19 protein-coding genes and 1 pseudogene are annotated in these 26,372 nt (G+C 71.6%); 5 read left to right on the top strand and 15 right to left on the bottom strand.

What is annotated here, in order from left to right; all coding sequences use genetic code 11:
• Positions 1-26: 26 nt before the first annotated feature.
• Positions 27-2,621, bottom strand: coding sequence for a M14 family zinc carboxypeptidase (locus tag R2J75_RS04665; RefSeq protein ID WP_316411167.1), 2,595 nt, complete (start codon positions 2,619-2,621; stop codon positions 27-29).
• A gap of 10 nt (positions 2,622-2,631) precedes the next feature.
• Positions 2,632-4,047 (bottom strand): YfcC family protein, encoded by a 1,416-nt coding sequence (locus tag R2J75_RS04660; protein WP_243335639.1) that lies wholly within the window; start codon positions 4,045-4,047, stop codon positions 2,632-2,634.
• A gap of 241 nt (positions 4,048-4,288) precedes the next feature.
• Between R2J75_RS04660 and R2J75_RS04655 the strand changes: the two genes are divergently transcribed.
• Entirely contained in the window at positions 4,289-4,525 is a 237-nt protein-coding gene (locus R2J75_RS04655; RefSeq protein WP_243346235.1) for a hypothetical protein, read from the top strand.
• Between the two features lie 43 nt (positions 4,526-4,568).
• Here the strand turns inward: R2J75_RS04655 and murC are convergent, their stop codons facing one another.
• Positions 4,569-5,933 (bottom strand): UDP-N-acetylmuramate--L-alanine ligase, encoded by a 1,365-nt coding sequence (murC, locus tag R2J75_RS04650; RefSeq protein ID WP_243335637.1) that lies wholly within the window; start codon positions 5,931-5,933, stop codon positions 4,569-4,571.
• A gap of 128 nt (positions 5,934-6,061) precedes the next feature.
• Between murC and R2J75_RS04645 the strand changes: the two genes are divergently transcribed.
• The 3 genes from R2J75_RS04645 to R2J75_RS04635 all read left to right on the top strand — a co-directional run bounded on the left by R2J75_RS04645 (position 6,062) and on the right by R2J75_RS04635 (position 10,726).
• The gene (locus R2J75_RS04645; RefSeq protein WP_243335653.1) at positions 6,062-6,946 is read left to right on the top strand and encodes a hypothetical protein; all 885 of its coding nucleotides are present in this window, start codon (positions 6,062-6,064) and stop codon (positions 6,944-6,946) included.
• Between the two features lie 100 nt (positions 6,947-7,046).
• Positions 7,047-8,882, top strand: a complete 1,836-nt coding sequence (locus R2J75_RS04640; RefSeq protein ID WP_316411166.1) for a CocE/NonD family hydrolase — start codon at positions 7,047-7,049, stop codon at positions 8,880-8,882.
• On the top strand, positions 8,879-10,726 hold the full coding sequence (locus tag R2J75_RS04635) for a CocE/NonD family hydrolase (RefSeq protein WP_316411165.1): 1,848 nt from the start codon (positions 8,879-8,881) through the stop codon (positions 10,724-10,726). Before R2J75_RS04640 ends, R2J75_RS04635 begins: the two co-directional genes overlap by 4 nt.
• A 306-nt stretch (positions 10,727-11,032) precedes the next feature.
• On the opposite strand, the pseudogene R2J75_RS04630 reads toward R2J75_RS04635, so the two are convergent.
• From R2J75_RS04630 to R2J75_RS04575, 12 genes and pseudogenes are all read right to left on the bottom strand, one after another.
• Positions 11,033-11,760: pseudogene (locus tag R2J75_RS04630) on the bottom strand (IS5 family transposase).
• Between the two features lie 138 nt (positions 11,761-11,898).
• On the bottom strand, positions 11,899-13,701 hold the full coding sequence (locus R2J75_RS04625; RefSeq protein ID WP_243329480.1) for a TonB-dependent receptor plug domain-containing protein: 1,803 nt from the start codon (positions 13,699-13,701) through the stop codon (positions 11,899-11,901).
• Positions 13,702-13,784: 83 nt separating this feature from the next.
• Positions 13,785-14,516 carry an ABC transporter ATP-binding protein gene (locus R2J75_RS04620; protein ID WP_243329477.1) on the bottom strand — a complete coding sequence of 244 codons (732 nt, stop codon included), beginning with the start codon at positions 14,514-14,516 and terminating at the stop codon, positions 13,785-13,787.
• Positions 14,517-14,652: 136 nt separating this feature from the next.
• Positions 14,653-15,459, bottom strand: coding sequence for an ABC transporter permease (locus R2J75_RS04615; protein WP_243329476.1), 807 nt, complete (start codon positions 15,457-15,459; stop codon positions 14,653-14,655).
• Positions 15,456-16,223, bottom strand: a complete 768-nt coding sequence (locus R2J75_RS04610) for an ABC transporter ATP-binding protein (RefSeq protein ID WP_316411164.1) — start codon at positions 16,221-16,223, stop codon at positions 15,456-15,458. The genes R2J75_RS04615 and R2J75_RS04610 overlap by 4 nt, the downstream gene beginning before the upstream one ends.
• Entirely contained in the window at positions 16,220-16,669 is a 450-nt protein-coding gene (locus R2J75_RS04605; RefSeq protein WP_243329472.1) for a S24/S26 family peptidase, read from the bottom strand. Before R2J75_RS04605 ends, R2J75_RS04610 begins: the two co-directional genes overlap by 4 nt.
• Complete coding sequence (locus tag R2J75_RS04600; RefSeq protein WP_243346622.1) at positions 16,666-18,858, bottom strand: C25 family cysteine peptidase; 2,193 nt, start codon at positions 18,856-18,858, stop codon at positions 16,666-16,668. The genes R2J75_RS04605 and R2J75_RS04600 overlap by 4 nt, the downstream gene beginning before the upstream one ends.
• Positions 18,855-19,889, bottom strand: a complete 1,035-nt coding sequence (locus tag R2J75_RS04595) for a hypothetical protein (protein WP_243329469.1) — start codon at positions 19,887-19,889, stop codon at positions 18,855-18,857. Before R2J75_RS04595 ends, R2J75_RS04600 begins: the two co-directional genes overlap by 4 nt.
• Entirely contained in the window at positions 19,889-21,277 is a 1,389-nt protein-coding gene (locus R2J75_RS04590) for a radical SAM/SPASM domain-containing protein (RefSeq protein WP_243329468.1), read from the bottom strand. Before R2J75_RS04590 ends, R2J75_RS04595 begins: the two co-directional genes overlap by 1 nt.
• A gap of 157 nt (positions 21,278-21,434) precedes the next feature.
• Entirely contained in the window at positions 21,435-21,599 is a 165-nt protein-coding gene (locus R2J75_RS04585) for a hypothetical protein (protein WP_243329467.1), read from the bottom strand.
• A gap of 48 nt (positions 21,600-21,647) precedes the next feature.
• Positions 21,648-23,255, bottom strand: a complete 1,608-nt coding sequence (locus R2J75_RS04580; RefSeq protein ID WP_316411163.1) for a hypothetical protein — start codon at positions 23,253-23,255, stop codon at positions 21,648-21,650.
• 25 nt (positions 23,256-23,280) lie between these two features.
• Positions 23,281-23,823 (bottom strand): hypothetical protein, encoded by a 543-nt coding sequence (locus tag R2J75_RS04575; protein ID WP_316411162.1) that lies wholly within the window; start codon positions 23,821-23,823, stop codon positions 23,281-23,283.
• 536 nt (positions 23,824-24,359) lie between these two features.
• Between R2J75_RS04575 and R2J75_RS04570 the strand changes: the two genes are divergently transcribed.
• Entirely contained in the window at positions 24,360-26,369 is a 2,010-nt protein-coding gene (locus tag R2J75_RS04570; RefSeq protein ID WP_243329464.1) for a polysaccharide biosynthesis protein, read from the top strand.
• Positions 26,370-26,372: the final 3 nt, after the last annotated feature.

The following is a 26,372-nucleotide window of genomic DNA, read 5'->3' as shown; positions in this document are numbered from 1 at the left end:
CACCTTAACGCCTCAGGGCGCCGCGTTCATTCATCGTCGTCCATCGCCGCGTAGGCGCCGAAGAAAAGGGCGTTGAGGAAGGCCCGGCCCGTGAAGGGCGCGCAGCCCCGGTGGACGGGGTCGCCGGCGAAGAGGATCACGGCCCCCCTGCCCTTGCGCTCCCGCACGGCGTAGGCGGTGCGGCGCAGGCGGGACGCCAGGGCCTCCGGCAGGAGCCCGGACAGGGCCAGGTCGCCCTCGCCGTAGCGGAGGGGGCTCTCGCCCGAGGGGCTCAGCTCGAGGATGGGGTCGCTGGTGTCGAGCACGGCGCCCTCGGTGGCGTTGAGGCCCCAGGCCAGGGGGTGGGTGGGATCCACCTCGGCCTCCAGCAGGGCGCCGGGGATGGTCTCCTGGAGGGCCTGGTCCTCCCGGGCGCCCCAGGGAACGAGGCGGGCCTCGGCGGGTGGCGCGGGGGCCTCCCGCTTGGGGTCCTTCTCCTTCAGGCGGGCCTCCTCGTCCCGGCGCGCGAGGAAGGAGATCCCCGCGTCGGCGAGGCCGGCCTTCGAGGCGAAGGCGCTGCCCCCCTGGAAGGCGACCAGGACGCCCCCCTCGGCGGAGAAGGCCCTGAGCCGCGCCGTCCCCGCCGGGCCCAGGACGGCCTGCCACCCCCGCCCCAGGGCGTTGTCGTCCGCCAGCACCAGGTGGGTGTAGCGGCGCAGGTCCGCGTTCCCCAGGCGGGAGGCCCGGAGCTGGGTGAAGGGCAGGCCCGCCTCCCGCAGGGTGTGCAGGACCGCGCCCACGGCGGTGGGATCGGCGGGGGCGTCCATGACCACGGCCACCCGGGGCGCCCGCAGGGCCAGGGCCCGGGGCGAGCCCGGGTCCGGGCCGGCCTCGGCGCCGCCGGCGTCCAGGGCCGCCACGCAGCCCGGGGCCTGGGCCGCGAGGTCGCGGATCCGGGCCTCGAGCCGGGCCCGGTCGTTGCGGCCGAAGGGGAAGACCACGGTGCCCGCGGGCAGGGCGCGGCCGGCGGCCTGGGCCGGGGCGGGCAGGGCCGCGCCCCGGAAGCCCTCCAGCAGCAGGGCCGCCAGCACGCGGTCGCGGCCCTCCTGGTTGGACAGGACGGCGTAGCCGTAGGCCGCGGCGGGCACGGACTCCGGCGCGACCGCGGCGAGGGGGGCCGTGCCCACCCGGGGCCGGACCGGAGCGTGCCAGGCCGGCACATGGAAGGTGAGGGGCAGGCTCCAGGCCGTGGCGTCGTAGCTCGGCTTGGGGCCGAAGGCGGCGCGGCGCTCCAGGAGGGCGGCCGCGAGGGCGCCCCGGGGCTGGTCCAGGGGCACCAGCCAGCTGCCCGCCGGCGCCGGCCCCCGGGCGCCCGGCAGCACGGGCTCCAGGCCCGCCGTATCCACGGCCGCCGTCGTGCGGAGCACCTCGATGCCGTTGCGGCGCAGCAGGTCGACCAGGGCCCGGGCCCGGCCGGGATCCGGCCCCGGCGCCAGGAGGAAGGCCCCGGCCCGGTCGCCCTTCGCGGCCCGGTCCAGGCGGGCCCGCACCCAGTCCTGGAGCAGGTCCTTGCGCCGGGCGGCGGCGAGGGAGACGGTGGCCAGGGCGGCGGTGACGTGGCGCCGGACCCGGCTGTCCAGCGTCAGCAGCTCGCCGTCCTTGCGCAGGTAGGCGAGGCCCCCGGGGTTGGGGCACTCGTAGGTCATGCCCACGGCCCCCTGGAAGCAGCTCCAGGAATCGCCGTAGCTGGGGTAGAAGAGGTCGAAGACCTCCCGGCTGAAGTGGCGCCATCCGGCCCGGTCGAAGGCCTCGCCGAGGGCGGTCCCGAAGGCCTTCTGCCACCCACCCCCGAAGGCCGGGGGCAGCGCCTGGTGGACGGGGTCCATGCCGGGCGGGAAGAAGTAGTTGTTCTCGGGCTTCATCTCGTGGAAGTCCGCCAGGACCTGGGGGTTCCAGGCGAGGAACTGGGCGACCTTGGCCCGGGTCTCCCCCTGGGTCTGCCAGGCCCAGTCCCGGTTCAGGTCGAAGAGCCGGTGATTGAAGCGCCCGGAGGGCCACCGCGGCGCGTTCTGGGCGTCCTGGGGATCGGGCGGGTTGAGGCCCTGGGTGGCCTCGGCCACCGCCTGGAGGTGGCGGGCCCGGCCATCCGGGTTCTGGGTCACGTCCAGGAGCAGCACCGTCGCGTCCAGCTGGGCCAGGACCTCGGGATCCTGGCAGGCGGCGAAGTGCCAGGCCACGGCGAGGGCCGCTTCCGTGCCCGCGGCCTCGTTGCCGTGCACGGAGAAGCCCAGCCACACGAAGGCCGGGTGATCGGCCAGGAGGGCCTGCCGGGCGGCGGGGTCCAGGCCCCGGGGATCGGCGAGGCGGGCATTGGCCGCCTGGAGCGCGTCCAGGCGCGCGATGCGGGCGGGGCTGGAGATGGCCAGGAGCACCTGGGGCCGCCCCTCCTCGGTCACGTGGTAGGTGAAGGCCCGGACCCGGTCCCGGGCGCCCTGGATCCCCGCCAGGGCGGCGGCGAGGGCGGCGTCCGAGGTGTAGGCGGCGCCCACCTGGGGCCGGGGCACCTCGACCCGGTAGATCCGCCCCGGAAGCATCGGCTGGGCCGCCAGCGGCAGGGCGACCAGAAAGGCGGCAGGGCGCATGGGCGGCTCCTCAGAAGGGTCCGTAGTGGAAGAGCACGGGGGGGATCAGCAGCAGGAAGGCCAGCAGGATCAGGATGCCCATGAGGGGCAGGAACCAGGCCGCCCAGCGCTCCCAGGGCAGCTTGGCGGCGCCCAGGACGCCCATGGTCACCGCCGAGGTCGGCAGGATGGGGTTCACGAACTCGCAAAGCTGGAAGGCGTAGACGGAGGTCTGGCGGGTCACGCCGACGAGGTCCCCCAGGGGCGCCATGATGGGCATGGTGAGGGCCGCCTGGGCCGTGCCCGAATGGATGAAGAAGTTGATCACGGTCTGGATGAGGAACATGGTCTGGGGGATGACCGCCCGGGGCAGCACGCCCATCAGGTTCTTGCTGTGGAAGAGCACGGTGTCGAGGATCTTCGCGTCGTTGGCGATCACGAGGAGGGCGCGGGCGCAGGCCACGATGAACACCACCCCCACCATGTCCTTGGCGCCGGCCACGAAGGACTGGGCGATGCGGCTTCCCCCCATGCCCGAGGCGAGGCCCAGGGCGATCCCCATGGCCAGGAACAGCGCCCCCATGGCGTCCATGTCCCAGCCGAGGGCCATGATCCCGTAGACGAGGAGGACGAGGAAGGCCGCGAAGAGCGCGAGCACCAGCACGAGGCGGGGCGTCCACGCGCCCTCCTCGCCGGGGTTCCGGTCCACGGGGCCGCGGGCCTCGTCGAGGTCCCGCACGGGGCTGAGGGAGGGGTCCCGCTTGATCCTGCGGGCGTAGACCATCACGTAGGCCACCATGACGGCGGTGCCCACCGCCCAGGTGAAGACGCGGTAGCCCAGGCCCGAGTTGATGGGGAGCCCGGCGATCTTCTGGGCGACCCCCACGGTGAAGGGGTTGAGGAAGGCCGCCGCGAAGCCCGCGGCCGCGCCGAGGAAGGGGATGCAGACGCCGACGATGGAGTCGTAGCCCAGGCTGCGGGCCAGGGGGATGAAGATCACCACGAAGGGGATCAATTCCTCGCCCAGGCCGAAGATGCTGCCAGCGAGCGAGAACACGGTCATGAGGACGGGGATCATGAGGCATTCCAAGGTCGGCCGGGCGGAGATGGCCCGGGTCAACCGTTTGATGCCCACCTCCACCGCGCCCGTCTCGTTGAGCACGTTGAAGGCCCCGCCGATCACCAGGAGGAAGGCGATGAGCATCCCGCCGTCCAGGAAGCCACGGAGGGGGGCCAGCACGAGCATGGCCGGGCTGAGCCGGATCTTCTGGACCACGTGGTAGGTGGCCGGGTCAGGGACCAGACGCCCGTTCAGGGGAACCCGGTCGAACTGGCCGGAGGGGATGATCCAGGACGCGACCAGGACCAGCAGGACGAGGGCCTCCACCACCACGAGGGTATGGGGCATCTTGACGTTCTTGAGCTTGGTGAGCCAGCCGCCGTGCATGGGTTCTCCCGTGGCTTGAGGGGTAGGAGCAGTATCCCGCGTGGAAGGAATGGAAAATTTTATTCATATTAGTCAAAATTTGGAAAATTTTATTTTCGGATTGACGCGGTCCGGAACCCTGCGGGAAATTGGCATCAATGTTGATAACCCGAAAGGCAGATACCTCCCTCCCGGATGTGTCTATCCTTGAACCCTCGGGTCCCCACCCCCCGCCCTTCGGGGCGTTTCCATCGGAGGCACCATGCGCCGTTCCTTCCTCATCCTCGCCGCCGCCGCGTTCGTCGCCGCCATCCCCGCGTCCGCCAAGGCCCCCTGGCTCGGCAAGCTGAAGGCCGCCGGCGTGGCCGACGCCAAGTGCACCACCTGCCACACCGCCATGGGCAAGAAGGACCTCAACGAGGTCGGCACCTTCTCCAAGGCCCACATGAAGAACGGCGAGCCCGACTTCCAGGCCGTGGCCGCCCACATCAAGAAGTAGTCCGCCCCCGCGGAAGGGAGGGCCCGGCTCCGGCCGGGCCCTTTCACTTGGACAGGAAGGCGGGGCCCACGGTGGTGATCGTGCCGGCGCCCATGGTCACGATCAGGTCGCCCGCCTTGGCCAGGCTGGCGAGGACCTCGGGCAGGTCCTCCACCCGCGGCACGTAGCGGGCCTCGCGCTGGCCGTGGGCCAGGATGGCGTCAACGACCGAACGGCCAGTGAGGCCGGGGATCGGGGGCTCGCTGGCGGCGTAGATGTCCGTGACCAGCACCGCGTCCGCGTCGAAGAAGGCCCGGCCGAACTCCTCCAGGAGGGCCTGGGTCCGGGTGTAGCGGTGGGGCTGGAAGGCCACCAGGATGCGCCGGTCGGGGAAGCCCTTCCGGGCCGCGGCCAGGGTGGCGGCGATCTCGGTGGGGTGGTGGCCGTAGTCGTCGATGACGAGGATGCCGTCGCGCTCGCCCTTCTTCTGGAAACGGCGGTCCGCGCCGGTGAAGCTGGCCAGGCTGGCCCGCACCACCTCGCGCTCGACGCCCAGCTCCAGGGCCACGCCGATGGTGGCCAGGGCGTTCAGCACCATGTGGTGGCCGGGCACGCCGATGGAGAACTCGCCCAGGTCCTCGCCCAGGGCCCGCACGCGGAAGTGGGCGCGCCAGCCGTCCATGCGGATGTCCGTGGCCCGCAGGTCCACCTGGGGGTTGGTGCCGTAGGTGCGCACCTGGCGCTTCAGGCGGGGCCGGAGGGCGGCCACGTTGGGGTCGTCCATGCACACGTAGACGGAGCCGTAGAAGGGGATCTTGTTCCCGAAGGCCGCGAAGGCGTCCATGATCTCGCCCAGGTCCCGGTAGTGGTCCAGGTGCTCCCGGTCCACGTTGGTGATGACCCCGATGGTCGGGCTCAGGAGAAGGAAGCTGCCGTCGCTCTCGTCGGCCTCGGCCACGAGGAAGGGCCCGCGGCCCAGCTTGGCGTTGCTGCCGATGGCCCCCAGCTTGCCGCCGATCACGATGGTGGGGTCGATGCCGCCCTGGCTGAGGACCTGGGCGATCATGCTCGTGGTGGTGGTCTTCCCGTGGGAGCCGGCCACCGCGATGCCGTACTTCATGCGCATCAGCTCGGCCAGCATCTCGCCCCGGGGGATGACGGGGATCTTGGCCGCCCGGGCGGCGGCGACCTCGGGGTTGTCCCCCTTCACGGCGCTGGAAATCACCACAACCTGGGCATGCTCGATGCATTTCGCATCATGCCCGAGGGTCACCTGGACCCCCATGCCCTCCAGGCGCTGGGTGACGGCGCTCTCGCGGAGATCGGACCCGCTCACCCGGTAGCCCAGGTTCACGAGGACCTCGGCGATGCCGGACATCCCGATGCCCCCGATGCCCACGAAATGGATATGCTGGATCTTTCCAAACACGAGTCGGCTCCACGCTGCGAAAACCCAGGATACCGCCAAGCGGGCCTCAACCATCAGCCCGCCGAGGCCATCTATGGGGCCAAGCCGGTAATAACCCAAGCCTGGGCCGAACGTGAAGGGAGGTTCCCATGCCCAACCCCACCCTGACCCTCACCGCCCTCTTCGCCGCCGGAGCCCTCCTGGCGGCCCCGGTGCCGCCCGGCAACAACCCCCGGGGCGGCGACCCCGGCCGGGACCGCGGCCCGGCCACCCCTTCCCAGGCCCCGCCCCCGCCGCCGGCGATCCAGCCCGGACCGGCGCGGCCGGCGCCCCCTTCCGCCCGGCCGGGCCCCACGGACCGGATCGGACCCCGCCCCCTCCGCCGCCTGGGAACAGTCCCTCCGGACGCACGTCCGGTTCCCGACCGGTTCTTCAAGGAATCCCGCCCCCTGACCGTCCCGAACCCCCGGAGCTACGAGGTGTTCATCCCCCGCGCCACCGTCCGGGGGCCCCACTACCCCGACGCGGCCTACTGGCGGAGCCGGGACCTCGGACGGGAGATCCAGGCCATGGCCCGGCGCGGGTTCATCCCCGTCACCAGCGGCGGCCTGGCCCCCGAGATCCAGGGCGTGGCCTTCTACCCCGCGGGCTGGCGCGCCTACGCCTTCGTCGTGCCGCCCCGGGAGAAGCTCCACGTGCGGCTGCACCACCCCAACGAGGGCTGGTTCCGCCTGGCCATGGTCAACCGCTGGGGGCAGCTGGGCCCCGGCATGCTCCAGAACGTCATCCCCACCGGCAACCCCGAGGTGACCTACACGAACCCGGCGGACATGGCCAACGTCGTCTACGTGGTCGTGGACGACCCCACCTGGATGTCCACCGCCCAGGATCCCTTCGTCCTGAAGGTCGACCGGAGCTGGGATCCCGCCAAGGTCGAGGCCCCCGAACTCCCGCAGGTGATGGGCCTCTGGGCCAAGGTGGACCTGGGCACGGTGCCCGTGCCGCCCAAGGAGGAGCCCGCCCCCAAGGGCTGAGCCCGCGTCCGGATCGCCGCTCCCCGGGTTGCGCGCGCCGGGGGGCGGTGGTTCCATCGAAACCAGGCGCCCCGTGGCGGGGCCCGGGGGGAGGATCGACATGACACGGCTCCGGCGCGCATGGGCGCCCATCCTGGCCCTGGCCGCCGTCGTCGCCGGCGCCCAGGGCGCGGCCTGGAACCGGGAGCACTACCGCAAGCGCGAGGTCCTCGTGCCCATGCGCGACGGCCGGCGCCTCTTCACCGCCATCTACACCCCGGTCGAGGCCCGGGGGCCCCTGCCCATCCTCCTGGAGCGCACCCCCTACGGGGTGGGGCCGTACGGCCCGGAGGGCTACCCCGATGTCCTCGGCCCGTCCGAGCTCTTCGACCAGGAGGGCTTCATCTTCGTGCACCAGGACGTGCGCGGCCGGATGATGAGCGAAGGGACCTTCGTGGACCTGACGCCCTGCCTGGACGGGGCCCCGGGCATCGACGAGGCCACCGACACCTGGGACACGGTGGCCTGGCTCCTGGACCACGTGGAGGGCCACAACGGCCGCGTCGGCCAGTGGGGCATCAGCTACCCCGCCTTCTACGCGGCGGCGGCCCTCGCCCAGGCCCACCCGGCCATGGTCGCCGTCAGCCCCCAGGCGCCCATCGCCGACTGGTTCGAGGGGGACGACTTCCACCGCAACGGCGCCCTCTGGCTCCCGCACCTGTTCAATTTCATCGTCAACTTCGGCCGGCCCCGGCCCGGTCCCACGACCCGCTGGCCCGAGCCCTTCCAGCACGGGACCGGGGACGGCTACGGCTTCTTCCTGGCCATGGGCCCCCTCCCCCAGGCCGACGCCAAGTACCTGAAGGGGGAAATCCCCTTCTGGGAGGAGGTCATGGCCCACGGGACCCGGGACGCCTACTGGAAGGCCCGGGACCTGCGCCCCCACCTGCGGAACGTGCGCCCCGCGGTCCTCGTGGTGGGCGGCTGGTTCGACGCGGAGAACCTCTTCGGCAGCCTCCAGGTGGACCGGGCCCTGGAGCGCCAGAGCCCCGCCACGGACCATCGCCTGGTGATGGGCCCCTGGATCCACGGGGGCTGGGCCCGCACCCCCGGGGACCGCCTGGGCGACATCCCCTTCGGCTCGGCCACCTCCCGGCACTTCCAGGCCCGCATCGAGCTCCCCTTCTTCCTCCACCACCTCAAGGGCGCTCCGGACCCGGCCCTGCCCCGGGCCACCGTCTTCCAGACCGGGACCAACCGCTGGCTCGCCTTCGACCGGTGGCCGCCCGCGGAGGTCCGCCCCACGGCACTGTGGTTCCAGCCCGGGGGCCGGCTCGGCTTCGCCGCCCCCGCGGAGGCCGGGACCGTGGCCTGGCGGAGCGATCCGGCCCATCCCGTCCCCTACTACAACGGCATCACCCTCGGCATGGCCGCGGACTACATGACCGCCGACCAGCGGTTCGCCGCCCGCCGCCCCGACGTGGCCGTGTGGTGCACGGCGCCCCTGGAGCGGGACCTGGCCCTGGCGGGCCCCCTCCGGGCGGAGCTCTTCGTGAGTACGACGGGCACCGACGCCGACTGGGTGGTGAAGGTGATCGACGTGTGGCCCGACGATGCGGGGCGCCCCGCGGGCCGCAACCTGGGCGGCTACCAGCAGCTCCTGCGCGGCGAGGTCATGCGGGGCAAGTTCAGGAACAGCCTGGAGCGCCCCGAGCCCTTCCGGCCCGGCAAGCCCACCGAGGTGGCCTTCGCCCTCAACGACGTGTGCCACACCTTCCGGAAGGGCCACCGCATCATGGTCCAGGTGCAGGGCTCCTGGTTCCCCCTCATGGACCGCAATCCCCAGGTCTTCACCGACATCTACAAGGCCGTCCCCGGCGACTTCAGGCCCGCGGAGCTGCGGGTGCACGTGGGCCCAGGCTTCCCGTCGCGGCTGGTGCTGCCGGTGCTTCCGTGAGGGCCCTCGCCCTCCTCCTGGCGGCCGCGGCCCTGCACGGCCAGGGCTCGGCCTGGCTCCGGAGCGCCTACCGCAAGACGGAGGCCCGCGTGCCCATGCGGGACGGCACCGAGCTCCACACGGTCATCTACGCCCCCCGGGCGGGGAAGGGCCCCTTCCCCATCCTCCTGGAGCGCACGCCCTACGGCTGCCACCCCTACGGCCCCGACACCTGGCCCGAGGCCCTCGGCCCCTCCGAGACCCTCGCCCGCAGCGGCTTCATCTTCGTGCGCCAGGACGTGCGGGGCCGCATGATGAGCGGAGGCGCCTTCGTGGAGGCCCGGCCCCTCGCGGACGGCCCCGGCGTCGACGAGGCCACCGACGCCTACGACACCGTGGACTGGCTCATCCGCCACGTGCCCCGGAACAACGGCCGGGTGGGACTCTGGGGCATCTCGTACCCCGCCTTCTACGCCGCCTGCGCCCTGGCCGCGCCCCATCCCGCGGTGAAGGCGGTCTCCCCCCAGGCCCCCATGGTCGACCTCTGGGAGGGGGACGACGATCACCACAACGGGGCCCTCTTCCTGGCCCAGGCCTTCTGGTTCCACACCGGGTTCGGCCGGCCCCGCCCCGGGCCCACCACGCTGTTCGAGGGCGGGCCCGACCTGCGCCCCGCCCACGGCGACGGCTACCGGTTCTTCCTGGAGCTGGGGCCCCTGGCCCGCGCGGACGCGGCCTTCCTGGGCGGCGAGGTCCCCTCCTGGCGGGACCTCCTGGACCACCCCGACAAGGACGCCTACTGGACCTCCCGGGACCTCCGGCCCCGCATCCACGCCCCCGCCCCGGCCGTGCTGACGGTGGGGGGCTGGTTCGACGCGGAGGACCTCTTCGGGCCCCTGCACCTGGACCCCCGCCTCGGCGCCGGCGCGCGGACCCTCGTCATGGGCCCCTGGTCCCACGGGGGCTGGCACCGGACACCGGGGCGCCGCTTCGGGAAGCTGGATTTCGGGTCCGACACGGCCCGCACCTTCCAGGCCCGCGTCGAAGCCCCGTTCTTCCTCCACCACCTCAAGGGCGAGGCGGACCCCGGGCTCCCCCGGGCCTGGGTCTTCGAGACCGGGCGCAATGCCTGGCGCGCCTTCGAGGCCTGGCCGCCCCCCGCCGCCCGGGAGCGCCGCCTCTACCTGCGGGAGGCCGGCGGCCTCGCCTTCGACCCGCCCGGCACGCCGGGGGCCGACACCTTCACCAGCGACCCCGCCCGGCCCGTCCCCCACACCGCCGCGACGGAGCTGGACGTGGACCCGGCCTACATGGCCGCGGACCAGCGCTTCGCCGCGTGGCGGCCGGACGTGCTCACCTACGCCACCCCGCCCCTGGAGGCCGATCTCACCGTGGCCGGGCCCGTCCGGGTCCACCTGGCCGTCTCCACCACGGGCACGGACGGGGACTGGGTGATCAAGCTCATCGACGGCTACCCCGACGACTACGCCGCCCCGGCCCCGGGCGGGGACCCCTGGGAGCCCGAGCCCAACGAGCTCGGGGGTTGCCTCCAGCTCGTGCGCGGCGACGTCCTCCGCGGCCGCTACCGCCGCGGCGCCTCGACTCCCGAGCCCTTCGTCCCGGGCCGGCCCGAGACCTTCGAATTCAGCCTCAACGACGTCTGCCACACCTTCCGGCGCGGCCACCGCCTCGTCGTGCAGGTGCAGGGCTCCTGGTTCCCCCTCGTGGACCGCAACCCCCAGACCTTCGTCCCCATTCCCACGGCCCCGCCGGAAGCCTTCCGCCCCGCGGACATGACCGTGCACCGCTGCCCCGGCCTCGCCACCTGGCTCAGCCTGCCCGTCCTGGACCTCCCGCCCCGCTAGGGTGTGTTCGTAATCTAGGATAGTAATGGCTAATACCCATCCGTGCCGGAGCATGGAGGAGCTGGAATAGTGAGTCTGTGCTGCAGTGCCTGATGGCGCCGCGCATTCGCAGCATCCTATTGGAACGCGGAGGCGCGGAGGATCTCGCTGAGGCTCGCGGAGAAAGGATCAAGCCCACAAGCCCCCTCCACTCGATATCCAGGGGCAGGTTCCAGGAGCGCTTTCCTCCGCGACCCTCTGCGAGATCCTCCGCGCCTCCGCGTTTCATAGGATCAATGAGGATCCGGAACGCTTGTCACCCTCCGCTCATAGCCTCAGCCAGATCACGATGCAGGCCAAAGCCACCTGGGCTGAGAAACTTCGCGCCGTTTTGTCGAACCTGGTGGCCAGCGCCCTGAACTGTTTGAGCTTGGCGAACCCATGCTCGATGGCATGGCGGGCCTTGTATAGGTGTGAGTCCCAGGCCGCCGGATTCTTGCGCCGGGGATGAGGTGGGATGACGGCTGTCGCACCCATGGCCTCGATCGCCTTCCTTACCGGGTTCCCATCGTAGGCCCGATCTCCGAACACGTACTCTGCCTGCCAACCGCACAGCAATCCTTCAGCAGACCGGCTTTCATGGGCTTGCCCCGGAGTGACCAGGAAATCCAAAGGATTACCGTGGGCATCGCAGATCAAATGGATCTTGGTCGAGCATCCACCCCGAGATCGTCCGAGCGCCTGGTTCCAGAGCCCCCCCTTTTGCCTGCTGAAGGTTGATGAGCGCGAAGGATGGTGCCATCCGGCATGACCCACTCCAGGTCGGCTTCCTTGCGCAGGAACTCCAGGATCCTTTGCCACACGCCGCGCTTGGTCCAGGCCTCAAATCGCGTGTACACGCTTGTCCAAGGTCCAAATTCCTCCGGCAGGTCCCTCCACGGCGCCCCAGTCCTGTGCCTCCACAGGATCGCCTCCACCATGGGACGGTTGGGGTGACGGGATCGCCCCATCCCTCCACGCTCTGGCGGAAGGAGCGGTTCAAGCTTTGCCCACATGGCATCGGTCAGGAAACGTCTCGGCATCGTTACCCCAGGAAAATTCGTGGTGTACGAGCCTTTACGTATGAGTACAAGTTAACTATTTATCTAATCTATAGATTCCGAACACAGCCTAGACATCCTGCGTTGGCCGCTTCAGTTCCGGCGCCACGCGAGGGCGAGGTAGGCGGCGCGGCCGGGGACGTCCACGCCGGGGATCTCCTGGACGCGCCGGTCCAGCAGGTTCTCGGCCCGCAGCTGGACCTCGAGGGGGCCGAGGCGGCGGGTGAGGCGGAGGGCCAGGAGGCTGGGCTGCGGGCCACCCTGGCCGGGGCGCTTGTGGACCCAGGCCAGGGCCAGGCGCGTCGCGGATCCCAGATCGGCGTCCGCTGTGAGGCTGGCCTGGAGGCGGACCCAGTCGGGGGCGTAGCGGGAGGCGTACGAGGCCGGCGGCAGGCTCTCGTCCAGGAGGGTCATCCCGGCCGTGCAGCGCAGCCAGGGCCAGGGGCGCGCGGCGGCGCTGGCGGAGAGGCCCCGCACCGTGACCGTGCCGATGTTGTCGGCCCGCCAGGGTTCCGCGGCGGTGGCGCGGACCCAGTCGATCTGCGCCCGGTCCCGCCGGTGGAAGAGGGTGAGGCCCAGGGTCGTGCCGCCGGGGCCGTACCAGTCCGCGCCGGCCTCCACCGACTCGGCGCGCTCGGGGCGCAGGTCCTGGTTCCCCACCTGGGCGGGGGAGGCGTAGTACAGCTCCGTGAAGGAGGGGGCCCGGAAGGCCTTGCCCCAGGCGGCCCGCAGCTTGAGGTCCCGGGTGGCGTTCCAGGCGAGGCCCGCGGTGGGCGTGAGGACCCCGCCCCAGGCGGAGCTGTGGTCCCCCCGGAGCCCCGCCTGGAAGGTGAGGCCCGCGCCCAGGTCCTGGAGCCACTCCAGCCCCGCGGCCCCGCGGTCCACCTGGTGGTGGCCGAGGCGGGCGCTGGCCAGGGTGTCCCGGCCCGCCTCCAGGGCGGCGGTGAAGGTGGCCCCCCCGCCCCGGTGCAGCACCGAGACCGCCTTCACCTGCCAGGTGTCGTCCCGGTGCAGGTTCTGGTAGAGGGCGGGCCGGTCCCGGTAGAGGACGAAGTTGTCGTCGTGGCGGCGCCAGGCCGCGTCCACCCGGGTCGCGTGCTCCGCGAAGCCCCCCTGGTCCAGCACGGCCGAGAGCAGGAGGGCGTGGCTGGCCGTGGATTCCCAGGAGGGGTAGGCCCCGTAGAAGCCCTGCGCCCCGAAGCGGCTGTCCTGGTAGGCGTAGAGGGCCCGGGCCCGGCCCTGGGGGAGCTCCCGCTCCGCCTCGAGGCCGGCCTGGACGAGGCTGCCGTCCCGGTCCGGGGCGAACCCGTCCGAATGGCCGTACCCGGCCCAGGCCCGGCCCCGCCAGGGTCCCTGGCGGCCCTCCACCAGGGCCGAGGCGGCGTGGCTGCCGAAGCTGCCCCCCTCCACCCGGGCCGAGGCGCGTCCATCCGGCCTGCGGGTGATGATGTTCACGACCCCGCCCACCGCGTCGGCCCCGAAGAACGTGCACTGGCTGCCCGTCATGACCTCGATGCGCTCCACCAGCTCCAGGGGGACCGGGATCTCCAGGTTGAAGTGGGCCGTCTGGGGGTCGTTCCAGCGGACGCCGTCCACGCAGACGAGGACGCCGGCGAAGGAGGTGCCCCGCATGCGCAGATCCCCGAACAGGCCTCCGGGCACCCGGGACTGCAGGTCCACCGTGGCCGCCAGGGCCAGGGCGTCCGCCAGGGTCCGGACCGGCATGGCCCGGATCGTCTCCGCGTCCAGGACCAGGACCTCCCGGTTGATCTCCGCCAGGGTGCCGGGGGCCAGGGTGGCCGAGACCACGACCGTGGTGGCCGGGACGTCGTCAACGCCGACGGCCCCCAAAGCCAGGGAGGCGACCAGAGGGAGGATGAACGGGCAAGCGCGCATGGACCACCGGAACGGGGGGCCGCCGGCGGCCCGGACCGTCCATTCTGCCCGCCCCGCCGCGGGGCCGGGTCACGGCCGTGTGATCAGATGCGCAGGTGCGCCAGGTGCTGGGCGCTGGTGATGGGGTCGTTGGGCTCGTCGTGGATGACCTGGCCGTCCAGGAGCTTGATGATGCGGTGGGCGTGCCGGGCGATGTCCTCCTCGTGGGTGACGAGGATGATGGTGTTCCCCTTCTGGTAGAGCTCCTCGAAGAGGGCCATGATCTCCACGCTCGTGCGGGTGTCGAGGGCGCCGGTGGGCTCGTCGGCGAGGAGGATGGAGGGGTTGTTCACCAGGGCCCGGGCGATGGCCACGCGCTGGCGCTGGCCGCCGGAGAGCTGGTTGGGCATGTGGTCGGCGCGGAGGCCCAGGCCCACCGCCTCGAGGGCCTTCATGGCCAGCTCCTTGCGGTTGGTGGCCTTCATGCCGGCGTAGATGAGGGGCAGCTCCACGTTCTGGGCCGCCGTGGTGCGGGCCAGGAGGTTGAAGGTCTGGAAGACGAAGCCGATCTCCTCGTTGCGGATCTTGGCCAGCTCGTCGTCCGACATGGACGAGGCCATCTTTCCATTAAGTTCGTAATGACCCGAGGTGGGGGTGTCGAGACAGCCGATGACGTTCATCATCGTGGACTTGCCGGAGCCGGAGGGGCCCATGATCGCCACGTACTCGCCCCGGTGGATGTCCACGGAGACCCCGTCCAGGGCCCGGACTTCCATGTCCCCCATCTGGTAATACTTCTTGATGTCCTGCAAACGGATGAGGGGGGAATCTGCCATGGGATCCTCGGAGGGCTCGAGCCTCGTGTCATGATGCCGAAACGGGAAGGCCTTGACCATCATGTTTCGCGCCGCGGCCTTCCCAGGTTTAGACCCGCCGGCGCAAAGACTGTTTAACCATCATATCCGCCGGGGTTCAGTACTGGCCCAGGCTTCCCGTCGAACGGCCCCGGGCCACCGCCCGGCTGAAGATCCAGCAGGCCAGGGGCAGGCCCAGGACGGCCCAGGCGGCCAGGATCAGGAGGGAGCCGGCGATGCCGGCCAGGCCCCGCCCCTGGAGGAGGACGCCCCGGAGGGCGTCGAGGGCGTGGGTCATGGGCACCCAGGCGCAGACGCCCCGGATCCAGGCGGGCAGGACATGGGCGGGGAAGTAGACCCCGCCCAGCAGCGAGGAGGCCAGGACGGCCACCAGGGTGAGGGGGTTCCCCTTCTTGAAGAGCACGCAGTAGCTGGCCGAAAGGATGCCGATGACGGAGAAGGCCGCCGCCGTCGCGGCCAGCACCAGCAGGAGGAGGGGCACCTGGCTCCAGGGGAAGCTCAGGCCGCCCAGGAGGACGCCCAGGACCAGGTAGAGGAGGGCGTGGACGGTGTTGAGCCCGAAGGCGTAGAGGGCCGAGCCCGCGAGGTAGGCCGGGAGCGGGACGGGGCATGCCAGGACGGCCTCGAAGGTCCCCATGAGCTGGGATTCGCGGATCTGGCCGGCGTAGGTGCTCAGGGCCAGGTGCAGGTACTGCTGGATGGCGATGCCCGTGAGGACGTAGGGGAAGAAGCCGCCCTTGAACGCGGCCAGTCCCGCGGGCTCCAGGCCCCCGAAGAGCCGGGAGATGAAGAGGAAGACCAGGAAGATGTGGAGGTTCCCGACGAAGGTCAGGACGAAGGGGAGGCGGTAGCTCGCCTCGTGGCGGAGGTCGCGCAGGACCAGGGCGCGCAGGATGCGGATCACGGCGCCTCCGCCACGGGGGCCTCGCCGGTCGCGTGCATGAAGACCGCCTCCGCCCCCGACGCGCCCGGGAGGCCCAGTTCCGCGCAGAGGGCCCGGGGCTCGCCCTGGACGCGCAGGACGCCCCGGTGGAGCACCGCCACCTCGTCGGCCACGGCGTCGGCCTCGCCCAGGTTGTGGGTGGCGAGGAGGATGGTCCGCCCCCGGCTCCGGGCCTCGTGGCGGAGCAGGTCCCCCACGCGCCGGGCCAGGTCGGGGCTGAGGCTGCGGGTGGGCTCGTCCAGGAGGAGCACCGGCGGTTCGTGGAGGAGGGCCCGCACGAGGGACAGGGACTGCTTCATGCCCGAACTCAGGTCGGAGAACCGCGCCCGCCCCGCGGGGTCCAGGCCCATGGCCTCGAGGAGCGCGGGGGCGCGGCGGCGCTGGACGGCGGGGTCCACGCCCCGGAGGTCCGCGAAGAACGCCAGGTTCTGGGCCACGGTGAGACGACCGTGGAAGCTGCGCTCCTCGGCGGGGGCGTACCCGATGGCCCGGCGGCAGGCCATGGAGGCGGACGCGACGTCCAGGCCCAGGATCTCGGCCCGCCCCTCGGAAGGGAGGAGGAGGGTGGCCAGGATCTTCATGAGGGTGGTCTTCCCGGCCCCATTGCTGCCCACCAGGGCCACCAGGCTCCCCCGGCGCACGCCCAGGTCCACCCGGCGCAAGGCCTCCGCGGCCCCGAAGCGCCGGCCGAGGCCCTCGCAGCGGATGCCCCAGTCGCCGCTCACCGGCGCCTCCAGGCCAGGGCCCGGCCCAGGCCCGCCCGCAGCCCCCGGGCGGCGAGGACCCGCAGGCCCCGCAGGCGGCAGGCCGCGCCGGCCCAGCCCCGGTCCAGCCGCCGGACGCCGCTCCCCGTCTCCAGGGCCGTCACCCGGCCCAGGAGTGCCTCGGAGGGCACGAGGCCGAAGCCGATCATGTTGTCGCCGGTCTGGCGGAACCAGCGGCCTCCGCGGGCCCCGGTCCAGCCCGCGAACCGGTGCACGATCAGGTTGCCGTCCTCCTCGAAGGCCACCAGATCCCCCAGGGCCAGCCGGCCCGGGTCGGCGCGCTCCACCCGCACGCGGTCCCCCGCGCGCAGGAAGGGCTCCATGCTCACCCCCCGCACGTCCACGGTGCAGGGGCGGCCGGCGTCCAGCAGGCTCCGGAGGGCCCGGAGCGCCTCGTCGCGCCTCATTGGGGCAGCTTCGGGCGCAGGGCGGGATCCCCGATGAGGGTGAAGGTCCGCACCAGGTCCAGGCTGGCCCCGTCCTGGTAGGCCTGGATGCGCGCCAGGGTGCAGGCCTCGCCCAGGGTGGGGCGGTCCGCGCGGAACAGGAGGGGCAGGAGCCGGCCCTGGAGGAGGGCCTGCTCCCAGGTGTAGCTCAGCCCGCTGGACGCGAAGGCGCCCACGGAGCCCCCGGCGGGGGAGGCCACCAGGGTCTCGGCCAGGCTGTACGAGCCGGGCATGGCGAACCAGCCGTTGAGGCAGTTCAGCATCACCGAGAAGGGCAGCTGGCCCGCGTTCGTGAGGAGGGGCACCTTGGCGTTGTTGAGGACCATCTCCCCGGCCCAGTCCGCGACGTCACCGTGCCCGGAATAGTAGGTGAGGCAGAGGCCCTGGTTGAAGGCCGCGACCAGGTCGGCGCTGGCCAGGCCGTAGTCGGCGTAGGTGTCGAGGTCGATGCGCTGCTTCGTCACGGTCCCGGGGATCAGGTTCATCGCCTGGCCCGCCATCGCCTCGAAGGCCAGGTCCAGGTTGTCCGCGACCAGGAGGGCCCGGGCGGGGGGCGCGGCGCCCTGCTCGTAGGCGAGGAGCTTGGCCACGATCTGGGCGGCCTGGGCCGCGGAGGCTGCGGGCAGGCGCCCGATGCGCATCACGGGGAGTTCGGAGGCGCCGTCCAGGGCGGCGTACCAGTTGTCGTCCGGGGTCAGGCCCAGCTGGGCGGTGACTGACAGGTGGCAGGGCACCTGGCTGGCCTTGCCGGTGCCCATGCGGTCCCGGTAGTCGTAGGTGGCGTCCCCCAGCAGGAGCACGTAGGCCGGCGCGGGCTGGACCCAGCCGGTGCGGGCGAAGGCCAGGAAGGCCTTGATGGCCTCGGGGGTGGGGAGGCCCGCCCCGAACTCGTCGTAGATGTCCTCCACGGCCACGGTGACGGCCCGGAGGCCCTGGGCCTGGCGGAAGGCCCGCAGCGGCTCCGCGGCGGCCAGGAAGGCCCGGGGCGTCACCAGGATCCAGTCCGCGCCGTTGGTGGCGGCCCGCAGGGCCCCCAGGGTTCGCCCCTCCACCTTGGCCGGCGCCAGGGCCGAGGTGGCCGCCACGGCGAGGCAGGCGCGGGCGGTGGCGGCGGAGGCGTCCTGGAAGGTGAGGGTCCAGGTGGCGCCGTCCTGCACCTTGGTGAAGCCCGTCAGGGCGACGGGGGCCGCGGGGTCGGTCACGTCCAGCAGGCGCAGGTCCGCGGAGGGGAATCCGGTGATGCGGACGGGTCCGGAGGCGCCCGCCGGCAGGGTGAAGGCGAGGCGCCCGCCCACGGCCGCCAGGGGCCGGCCGTACCGCACCTCGAAGGCGTCCAGGAGCACCTGGTCCACGGAGGCGCCGGTATCCCCGGGCAGGACCAGGCTCAGGGTGTTGGTCCCCGCCGCCAGGACCCCGGCGGGCACGGCCAGCTCCTGGGCGGAGACGGCGGTGCCCGTCCAGGTCAGGTCCCCGACCCGGGTCCCGTTGAGGGTCACCTGCACGTGGTGATCGGGGGAGAGGCCCGTGGCGCTCTTGCCGGCGATGCGCACCGTGAGCCGGGAGGGGATGGACGACTCGTCCAGGCCCGGCAGGGTGAAGGGGATGTCCTTGGCGGCCGGGGCCGTAAGCTTGGCCCAGAACCAGGGATCGGCGTCCGGGATGCCCGGCGTCAGGCCCCACAGGGTGTGGTTCTCCTCCACGTGGAGGACGTCCTCCAGGACGGTGGCGGCCGCGCCCGTTCCCGGGGCGGCGCCGCGGGTGGCCTGGGCGGCGCCCGCGGCCTGGGAGAGCCAGAAGACGTTGGTGCCGGTGTAGGCCGTGTCCATGACCGGCGCGTGGAATTCCAGGGCGTCGCCGGCCGCGAACGTGGCCCCATCCCCGTGGCTGGTGGCCAGGGGCAGGGTCCGGCCCTGGGCGGTCAGGCGCAGCCCCGCGACCCGCAGGCTTCCTTCGGCCAGGCCAGCGGCGGCCAGGGTGGCGTAGGGCAGCCGCACGAGGCCCCCCGCGGTCACCTCCAGGCGCGTGGTGCGGAGGGTGCCCGGCGTCTCCTGCTGCCCGCCGCCTCCGCCGCCGCCTCCGCAGGCCAGGGTCAGGGCCAGCGGCGCCAGCGCGCACGCGGTTCGGGCGATCCAGGACCGGGAATGGATCATGCGCCTTCCTCCAGGAGTCCCCGCGCCAGGGCGAGGCGCCGTTCGAGGGGTCCTGGGGTCAAACGATAGCAGGCTGTGCCTGCCAGGAGTTCGATCAGATGGCCGAGGAGGGCTCCCGGGCGGGCGCCGCCGGGGCGGTGCTTCAGCTCCCGCAGCACGAAGAAGGCCGCCTCGGCGGCCGTCAGGGGCTCCAGCACTGCCTCCCGGGCGAAGTCCGGCTCCGCCGCCGCCTGGGCGTAGGCGTGCCAGACGGCCCCCGCGTGGCGTTCCAGGACCGCCGTCACGGCGGCCGTGAGGCCTTCCTGCCGTCCGTAGGTCACCTGCCACTCCGGGCCCCGGGTGGGCGCCAGCCGCACCCCCGGCAGGGCCCGCAGCTCCGCCAGCAGGGCCTCCCCCTGCCCCGCCTTGGGGGCCAGGCGCAGCCGGTTGGGCGCCGCGTCCAGGCCCTGGGCCTCGAGGCAGAGCAGCCAGCGCAAGGGCCGGGGCCGGGTCTCCACGGGAAAGGCGGACCCGTCCAGGGGATGGAGGAGCTTGCCGCGGCGCCGGTTGCTGGAGGCCTGGCCCGGCTTCGCGCGCACCCAGAGGCTGCGGGGGAAGGGATGGACCAGGCCCGTCGCCCGGTGCACGGGGCAGAAGTCGTCCGACAGGTAGGCGCAGCCGCTGTCCAGGAGGGCCAGGGTCAGGGTGGTCTTCCCGGCCCCGGAGGGGCCCGACACGGCCATGGCGCCGCCCGGGGCGCCCACCACGCCCGCGTGGAGGACGGTGAAGGCGGTGTTCCGGTCCATGAGCAGCTGGGCCAGGTCCAGGGCCGCCTGGCCCGCGGGGGTGGGGTGGGCCGACAGGTCGGTGCGGGTCCCGTCCACGTCCAGGAAGGCCCCGGGGCCGTCCTCGAAGCGCACGCGCAGCGCGGGCTCCGGGACGGCCTCCACGGCGAACCGGGCGTAGTCCTCCCGGAAGGCCTCCAGGAAGGCGGCGTCGGCGCTCTCCAGGCGGAGCCCCACATCCAGGACCTGGTAGTGCGCCACCCCCATCAGGCCTCCGGTCCCGGCACCGCGAGGATGGAGGAGAAGGCCCGGGCGTAGGCCCGCTGGCGGTACTCGCAGATGGATTCCCGGGCCCACACGGTGCCCGATTCGTTCTCCGCGATGGCCATGCAACCGGACTGGCAGAAGTGCCGCCACAGGCAGCGGGAGCAGGCCTCGATCTCGTGCATCCGGCGCTGCTTGATGCCGTGCACCCGGGCGTGGGCCTCCCCGTGGATGATGGCGGCGAGGGACTCGGTGCGGGCGTTGCCGAGGCGCATGCTCTCCCGGTTCAGGGCGGCGCAGGGATAGGCCTCCCCCGAAGCCTCCACGCAGAGGTTGCGGCCCACGGAGCAGACCAGGCCGCCCGCGGCGCTGCCGCCGGCCTGGTTCAGGGTGAACCCGCTGAGGCCGCAGCTCACCTCCAGCCCCCGGGGAAGGCGCTCGGTGCCGTTGAGGAACTGGTCGAAGATGCGCTCGTACGTGGCGGTGTCCATGCCGTCGCCCGTGGTGTCCCACGTGGTCTTGGCCGTCCCCTCCGGCCGCAGGGGCAGGAAGCGGAGCTTGGAGACGCCCATGCCCGCGGCCAGGTGCACCATCTCCATGAGGTGATCCTTGTTGATGGCCTGGATGGTGGCGGCCAGGACGATCTTGTCCGCCAGGCCCGCCTCCTGGAGGCGGCGGATGCCCCGCAGGGCCCCGTCGAAGGCGTGGGGGCCCCGCACGGCGTCGTGGATCTCGCAGGTGGGCCCGTCCAGGCTCACCTGGATGAGGGGATCCCGCAGGCGGGCCAAGCGCGCCGCCCAACGCGCGTCCATCAGGATGCCGTTGGTGCAGAGCTGGATGCGCAGGTGGGGATCGGCCCGTTCCAGCGCCTGCTCCAGACCCGGGTAGAGGAGGGGCTCGCCGCCGCTGAAGGTGATGGAGGTGCCCCCCCCGGCCACCAGCTCGTCGATGAGCTCCAGCACCCGGGCCACGGGCATCTCCTCCCGGTCCGGGTAGCCCCCGTAGCAGTGGGCGCAGGCCAGGTTGCAGCGCTCGGTGAGGATGAGGAAGAGGGAGCCGAAGCGGGGCTTGTCCTCCATGTCCTCGCTGTTCCCCAGGAAGCCGTGGCGGACCAGGTCGGCCTCCACGGCGGCCACGTCCCGGCGGGCCGCTTCCGGCGCGAGGCCGTAGGCGGCGGCCAGGTCCTGGGCCGCGGCCTCCGCGCTGCCGCCCGGCTCGGTCATGCGGGTGATGATCCGGCGCGCGGTCCGGTTCACCCGGACCCACTTGGGCGCGCGGGGGTGGAGGAGGATCGCGTCCCCGTCCGCCCCTTCGGGCACATAGGCGAGGAAGGCGCCCGCCGGCGTGCCCTGGACGGGCTTGTACGTGGCTTCCACCGTCGTTTGATCCATGCAAGCATCCTATCGGAAAAGGCCGGGCAACCGGGCCCGGGAGCCCCGGGAAAGGGGGCGGACGACACCCCCTCCCTGGTAAAAAAGAGATGTTGAGGTCCGCAAAAAAGACAGGGCACCCGCGAGGGTGCCCTGAGGGGCGAGGGGGAGCCTCCGATCACCCGGCGGCATCGGCGGGACAGGGCAGGAGGCTGCAAGTCAGGGCCGGGCCCACCTGCTCGATGATCTCCTGGCTGGTGTAGACGGTGACGGTCGGCGGCACGTAGGCCGGAAGGACCGCATCGTTGGAAAGTCCATTTTTCTCAACGTTTGAGTTTTTCATGAATGGTTCCTACACGTGGACTCGAGGGTTGGGGAGGGGGGACCGGGCCTACAGGCCCTTGAAGCAGAGCGCGGCGTCGGTGTCGTCCACCTGGCCGTCACCATTCAAGTCGTACGAGGGATCGTAGGCGGCCTCACCCCGCTTGTGGCCCCAGGCCTTGGCCAGCCCGGCGATGTCGTCCAGGCCGAAGGCCTTGACGGTCACCGTGGTCACGGCGGAATCGGCGCCGGCGGTGAGGGTGTAACTCCGGGTGGCGGTGGGGGCGACCCACTGGCTGGCGCCCGTCACGGCCGTGCCGTCCAGGAGGGCGCTGGCGCCGTTCACGGTCCAGGCCAGCAGGGAGCCGCCGCCGAGGAAGATGCTGGCGGGGGTGGCCTGGAAGGCGGCGATGGCCGAGTTCGCGGCCAGCGCGGAGACCGGGCCGTGGAAGGTGCTCTGGCCCTTGGCGTCCACGTCCTCCAGCTTGTAGAAGTAGGTGGTGCCGGCGGCGACCTGGGCGTCGGTCCAGGCGTACGAGGCGCCGCTCACATTCGTGCCGGTGGCGGGGATGAGGGCGGCGTTGACCCGGGTGTAGGGACCGGCGAGGGTGGTGGCCCGGTGGACATTGAAGCCCGTGGTCGCCACCTCGGAGCCGGTGGTCCAGCTGACGGTGACCTTGCCGTTGGCAGCCTTGGCCGTGAGGCTCGTCAGGGACACGACCGTGGCGTTGGGGGTCACGGTGGTGATGCCGCCCACCATGGTGTCCGCGGGGGTGAGGATGACCGTCGGCGAGGCGCCGCCCACCGGCATGACCTGAAGGCCGAAGGCATCGTAATAGTAGAAGTTGCCGTTCCACGCGCGGAGGCCGTTGCCCTGGGAGTACCCCTGCCCGCCGTTGCCGACCACCGTCCCGATGCCCCCGCTGATCAGGTTGATGCCGCTGTTGGGATCCCCGAAGTTGGCGAAGATCATGGCGTAGAGGTTCCCGCCGGTGTAGGAGAGGTCCCAGATGGAATCCGCCGGGAACCCGGTCGCGAGCTGGGTCGTGGTGCCGGCCCCCGGGACGCCCCCGGTGTAGGTGAAGGTGGTGCTGTAGATCTGGCCCGTGTGCGTGCCCCAGTAGATGACCTTGGGGGAGGCGCTGGAATCGATGCGGCAGGCGCCGGGGAGCATGCCGGCCGGATCGATGCCCGTGCCGATGGTGGAGGTGTCCAGCAGCGTGGTCGTCGCCTTGGACGTGAGGTTCACGGCCGTGAGCTTCTTGCCGCCGTAGTCGGCCACGAAGAGGAAGATGTCGGTCCCGTCCGTGTCGATGCTGAGGCCCCGGAGCTGGGTGCTGAAGCTCACCCCGGACAGGACGTAGGGATTGGTGCCCGTGGTGTCCACGGGGGTGCTGAGGGGAGCCGTGCCGATGCGCGGGCTGCCGCCGGCGTTGTCCACCCAGTAAACGTTCACGCCGTCGGTGACGATGGCCGCGGGGTTCCCCAGGACCGCGGGCTTGATCCAGGGATCATCCACGGGCCCGGCGGGCAGGACGGCCCGGCTGATGGTGCCGTTCAGGTAGTTGGTCCAGTAGATGTAGTCGGTGGCCAGGGCCGGCCGCGCCGCCAGGAGCGCCGCGAGGGCGGCCGCGGCCCGGAGGATCCGTTTGGAGGACTGGAAGCAAGTGAGCGTCATGTCGTGTCTCCTCATCCGGTCCGGTCTACTGGGCGGTCAGGGTGCCGACGGCCACGGGCACCGTCACGGTGGCGCCGGAGGCGTCGAGGATCTTGGCGGAGGACGCGTTCAGGGCGACGGCGCCCTTGGCGCCGGCCTTCAGGTCCAGGGCGACGGAGAAGAGGGGCTTCGCGGCCAGGGTGGCGGCCGTCGTGCCCTTCTGGTAGATGGCCACCTGCAGGGATTCCGCGTCCACTTTGCTCTTCATGAGCTTCACGCCGGAGCCCAGGTCGAGGGCCCCGCCCTCGGCGACCGTGGTGGACCAGGTCACCTTGCTGGCGTCCGCGGTGAGGGCGAAGGTGCCGCCCTGGAGCTGCGCGCCGGCGGGGCCGACGAGGTTGAGCACCACGTGGGTGGCCGTGCTGGAGGGATCGGCCACGAGCTGGTACCCGCTGCTCGCCGGATTGGTGTAGCCCAGGCGCGGAGTCTCCCCGCTCCCGGAGGCCCCGGAACAGCCCAGGATGCCCAGGGCCGCCGCACCCACGGCGGCGAGGCCGAGGGGTCGAAGAGTGTGGAATCGCCGTTTCATGCGGGACCTCCAGAGGCGGGGGGAAATGAACGTTTTCTCAAGGTAAGAGGTCTTGATTCTAGCAATCATCGGACGCCCCGCAAGACCGTATTTACCGGATAGGGCCTAAGAAAATTCCGTTCCATTCTGGACGGCCAGGCCGACCTGGGCCCCCTAAGTGATCCAATCATTCGAGCTGGAAGACAGCCTTCCCGCCCCCGGCGCGACGCCGTCGCAGGGCGCGCCGTCCCCCCGACCGGGACCCTCCCCCACCGGCGACGGAGGCAGTCCTTCGATATGAAATTCTCGATTTCAATTTTGAAATCCAAACGTGTCAGCCAAGGCGCGGAACGTGCCGTCCAGCCAACAATTTGACTGTTTTATATAAATGAACGAAGGTCATCAGCGAGACCCAATAGAAAGTAAGTTGATTCTTCTATTTACTTGGGCATTTCAGACCTGAAATCTGTGGGAAATTCATATTATTTTCTCCCGTCTCCTCCGAACGAGCGTGCTATGGTTGGTCCACCTTTTCGCGCCGGAGCCCCGTCCCCACAATGGAACGATCAGAAAAATACGACACCTTCCTCCAGGGTTTCGGCTCCGCCCTCCCCCTGCTGCGCGCCATGGCCAAGCTGGCCATGGATGGGGTCCTGGCCGGGACGGCCTGGGCCATCGCCAGCGGGCTGTGGTTCCAGAACGAGCTGCGCCCGACGAACCTGGCGGTGTGGGTGGTGCTCTGCTGCCTGGTCAACACCCTGTTCCGCATCGGCAGCCCCCTCTACCGCCTCACCACCATCCCGGACGTGACCCAGGTCGGCTACGCGATCATGACCCTCATGGGGCTGTCCTTCGTCCTGAAGTACATCCCCACCCTGAACGCCCTGCTGGGCCAGGACCACAGCGTCGCCTTCGGGGCCTCCCTGCTCACGGGCATGTTCTGGGTCACCCTCCGCATCGGCCGCCGGGTCCTCTTCGAATCCCGCGCCCGCCGCCTCATCAAGGACACGACCGCGGGCCGTCCCCTCCACCGCACCTTGCTGGTGGGCGCCGGCCGGGCCGGAGTCCTGGTGGCCCAGGAGTTGATGAACCACAAGGAGCTCGGCTACCGCGTGCTGGGCTTCCTGGACGACGATCCGGAGAAGCTGGGTTCCCGCATCAACGGCATCCGCGTCCTGGGCGGCACCCCCGACATTCCCCGGGTCACGGCCGAGTTCGGCATCACCCACGCCGTCCTGGCCCTGCCGGCGGCCCCGGGCCGGAAGATCCGCGAGCTGATCGACGAGTTCCAGCGCCAATGGGTCGTGGTCAAGACCGTGCCCGGCATCTTCAACCTGCTGGGGGAGCGGACCTGGAAGCCGGATATCCAGGAGATCTCCATCGAGGACCTGCTCCGCCGTGAGCCCGTCCAGCTGGATCACACGGCCCTGCGGGAGGCGCTGGCCGGAAAGAAGGTCCTCATCACGGGCGCCGGCGGCTCCATCGGAGGAGAGCTGGCCCGTCAGGTCGCGGCCCTCAAGTGCGGCCACCTCATGCTGCTGGGCCGGGGGGAAAACAGCCTCTGGCACATCCAGCGGGACATGCAGGCGCATTTCCCGGAGCAGCCCTTCTCCCTCGAGCTGATGGACATCCGGAACCGGGACGGCCTCCGGGACATCTTCGAGCGGAACCGGCCGGACATCGTCATCCACGCGGCCGCCCACAAGCACGTGCCCTTCCTGGAGACCCACCCGGTGGAGGGCGTGGAGAACAACATCTTCGGCACCCTCAACGTGATGGAGGCGGCCCGCGACTTCGGCGCCCGGAAGGTGGTGAACATCTCCACCGACAAGGCCGTCAACCCCACCAACGTGCTGGGCGCCACCAAGCGCATCGCCGAGTGCATCGTCCTCCACGTGGCCTCCGGCGCCCAGTCCGGCGCCGGTTTCATGAGCGTCCGCTTCGGCAACGTGCTGGGCTCCCGCGGCAGCGTGGTCCCCATCTTCCGGGAACAGATCGAGCACGGCGGGCCCCTCACCGTCACCCACGAGGCCATGACCCGGTTCTTCATGACCATCCCCGAGGCCAGCCAGCTGGTGCTCCAGGCGGCCCTCTTCGGGGAGTCCGGCAAGGTGTATGTCCTGAACATGGGCGAACCGGTGCGCATCATGGACCTGGCCACGGACATGGCCCGTCTGTCGGGCCTCACTCCCGGCCGGGACATCCAGATTGATGTGGTGGGCCTCCGCCCCGGTGAGAAGATTCACGAAGAGTTGTTCATGGATGAAGAGCGTTCCCAGACCCATGTCCATCCCAAGCTGATGGAGGCCAAGCCCCACCCCATCGGGGACAGCAAGCTGCTGGAAGGGCTAAGCCACTTCCGCCAGGCCATCAAGCTGCCCCACGAAGCCCGCCAGCCGCGCATCGTGGAACTCCTGAAGGAGCTGGTGCCCACCTACAAGCCCTCCCTCACCGGCGTGGGGCGCTACGGCGGCCATGTGCGCGACCGCCGGACGACCCCGCTCGAGGTGCCGCCGGACATCGACCGCCGCGCCCGCCACCGCATCGAACCCGTTCCCAAACCCTGAGTG

Source organism: Mesoterricola sediminis, from assembly GCF_030295425.1.
In the GTDB taxonomy this organism is placed as follows: Bacteria; Acidobacteriota; Holophagae; order Holophagales; family Holophagaceae; genus Mesoterricola; species Mesoterricola sediminis.
Note: the sequence above shows the minus strand (reverse complement) of the source record. Positions and strands in the feature narration are given on the sequence as shown.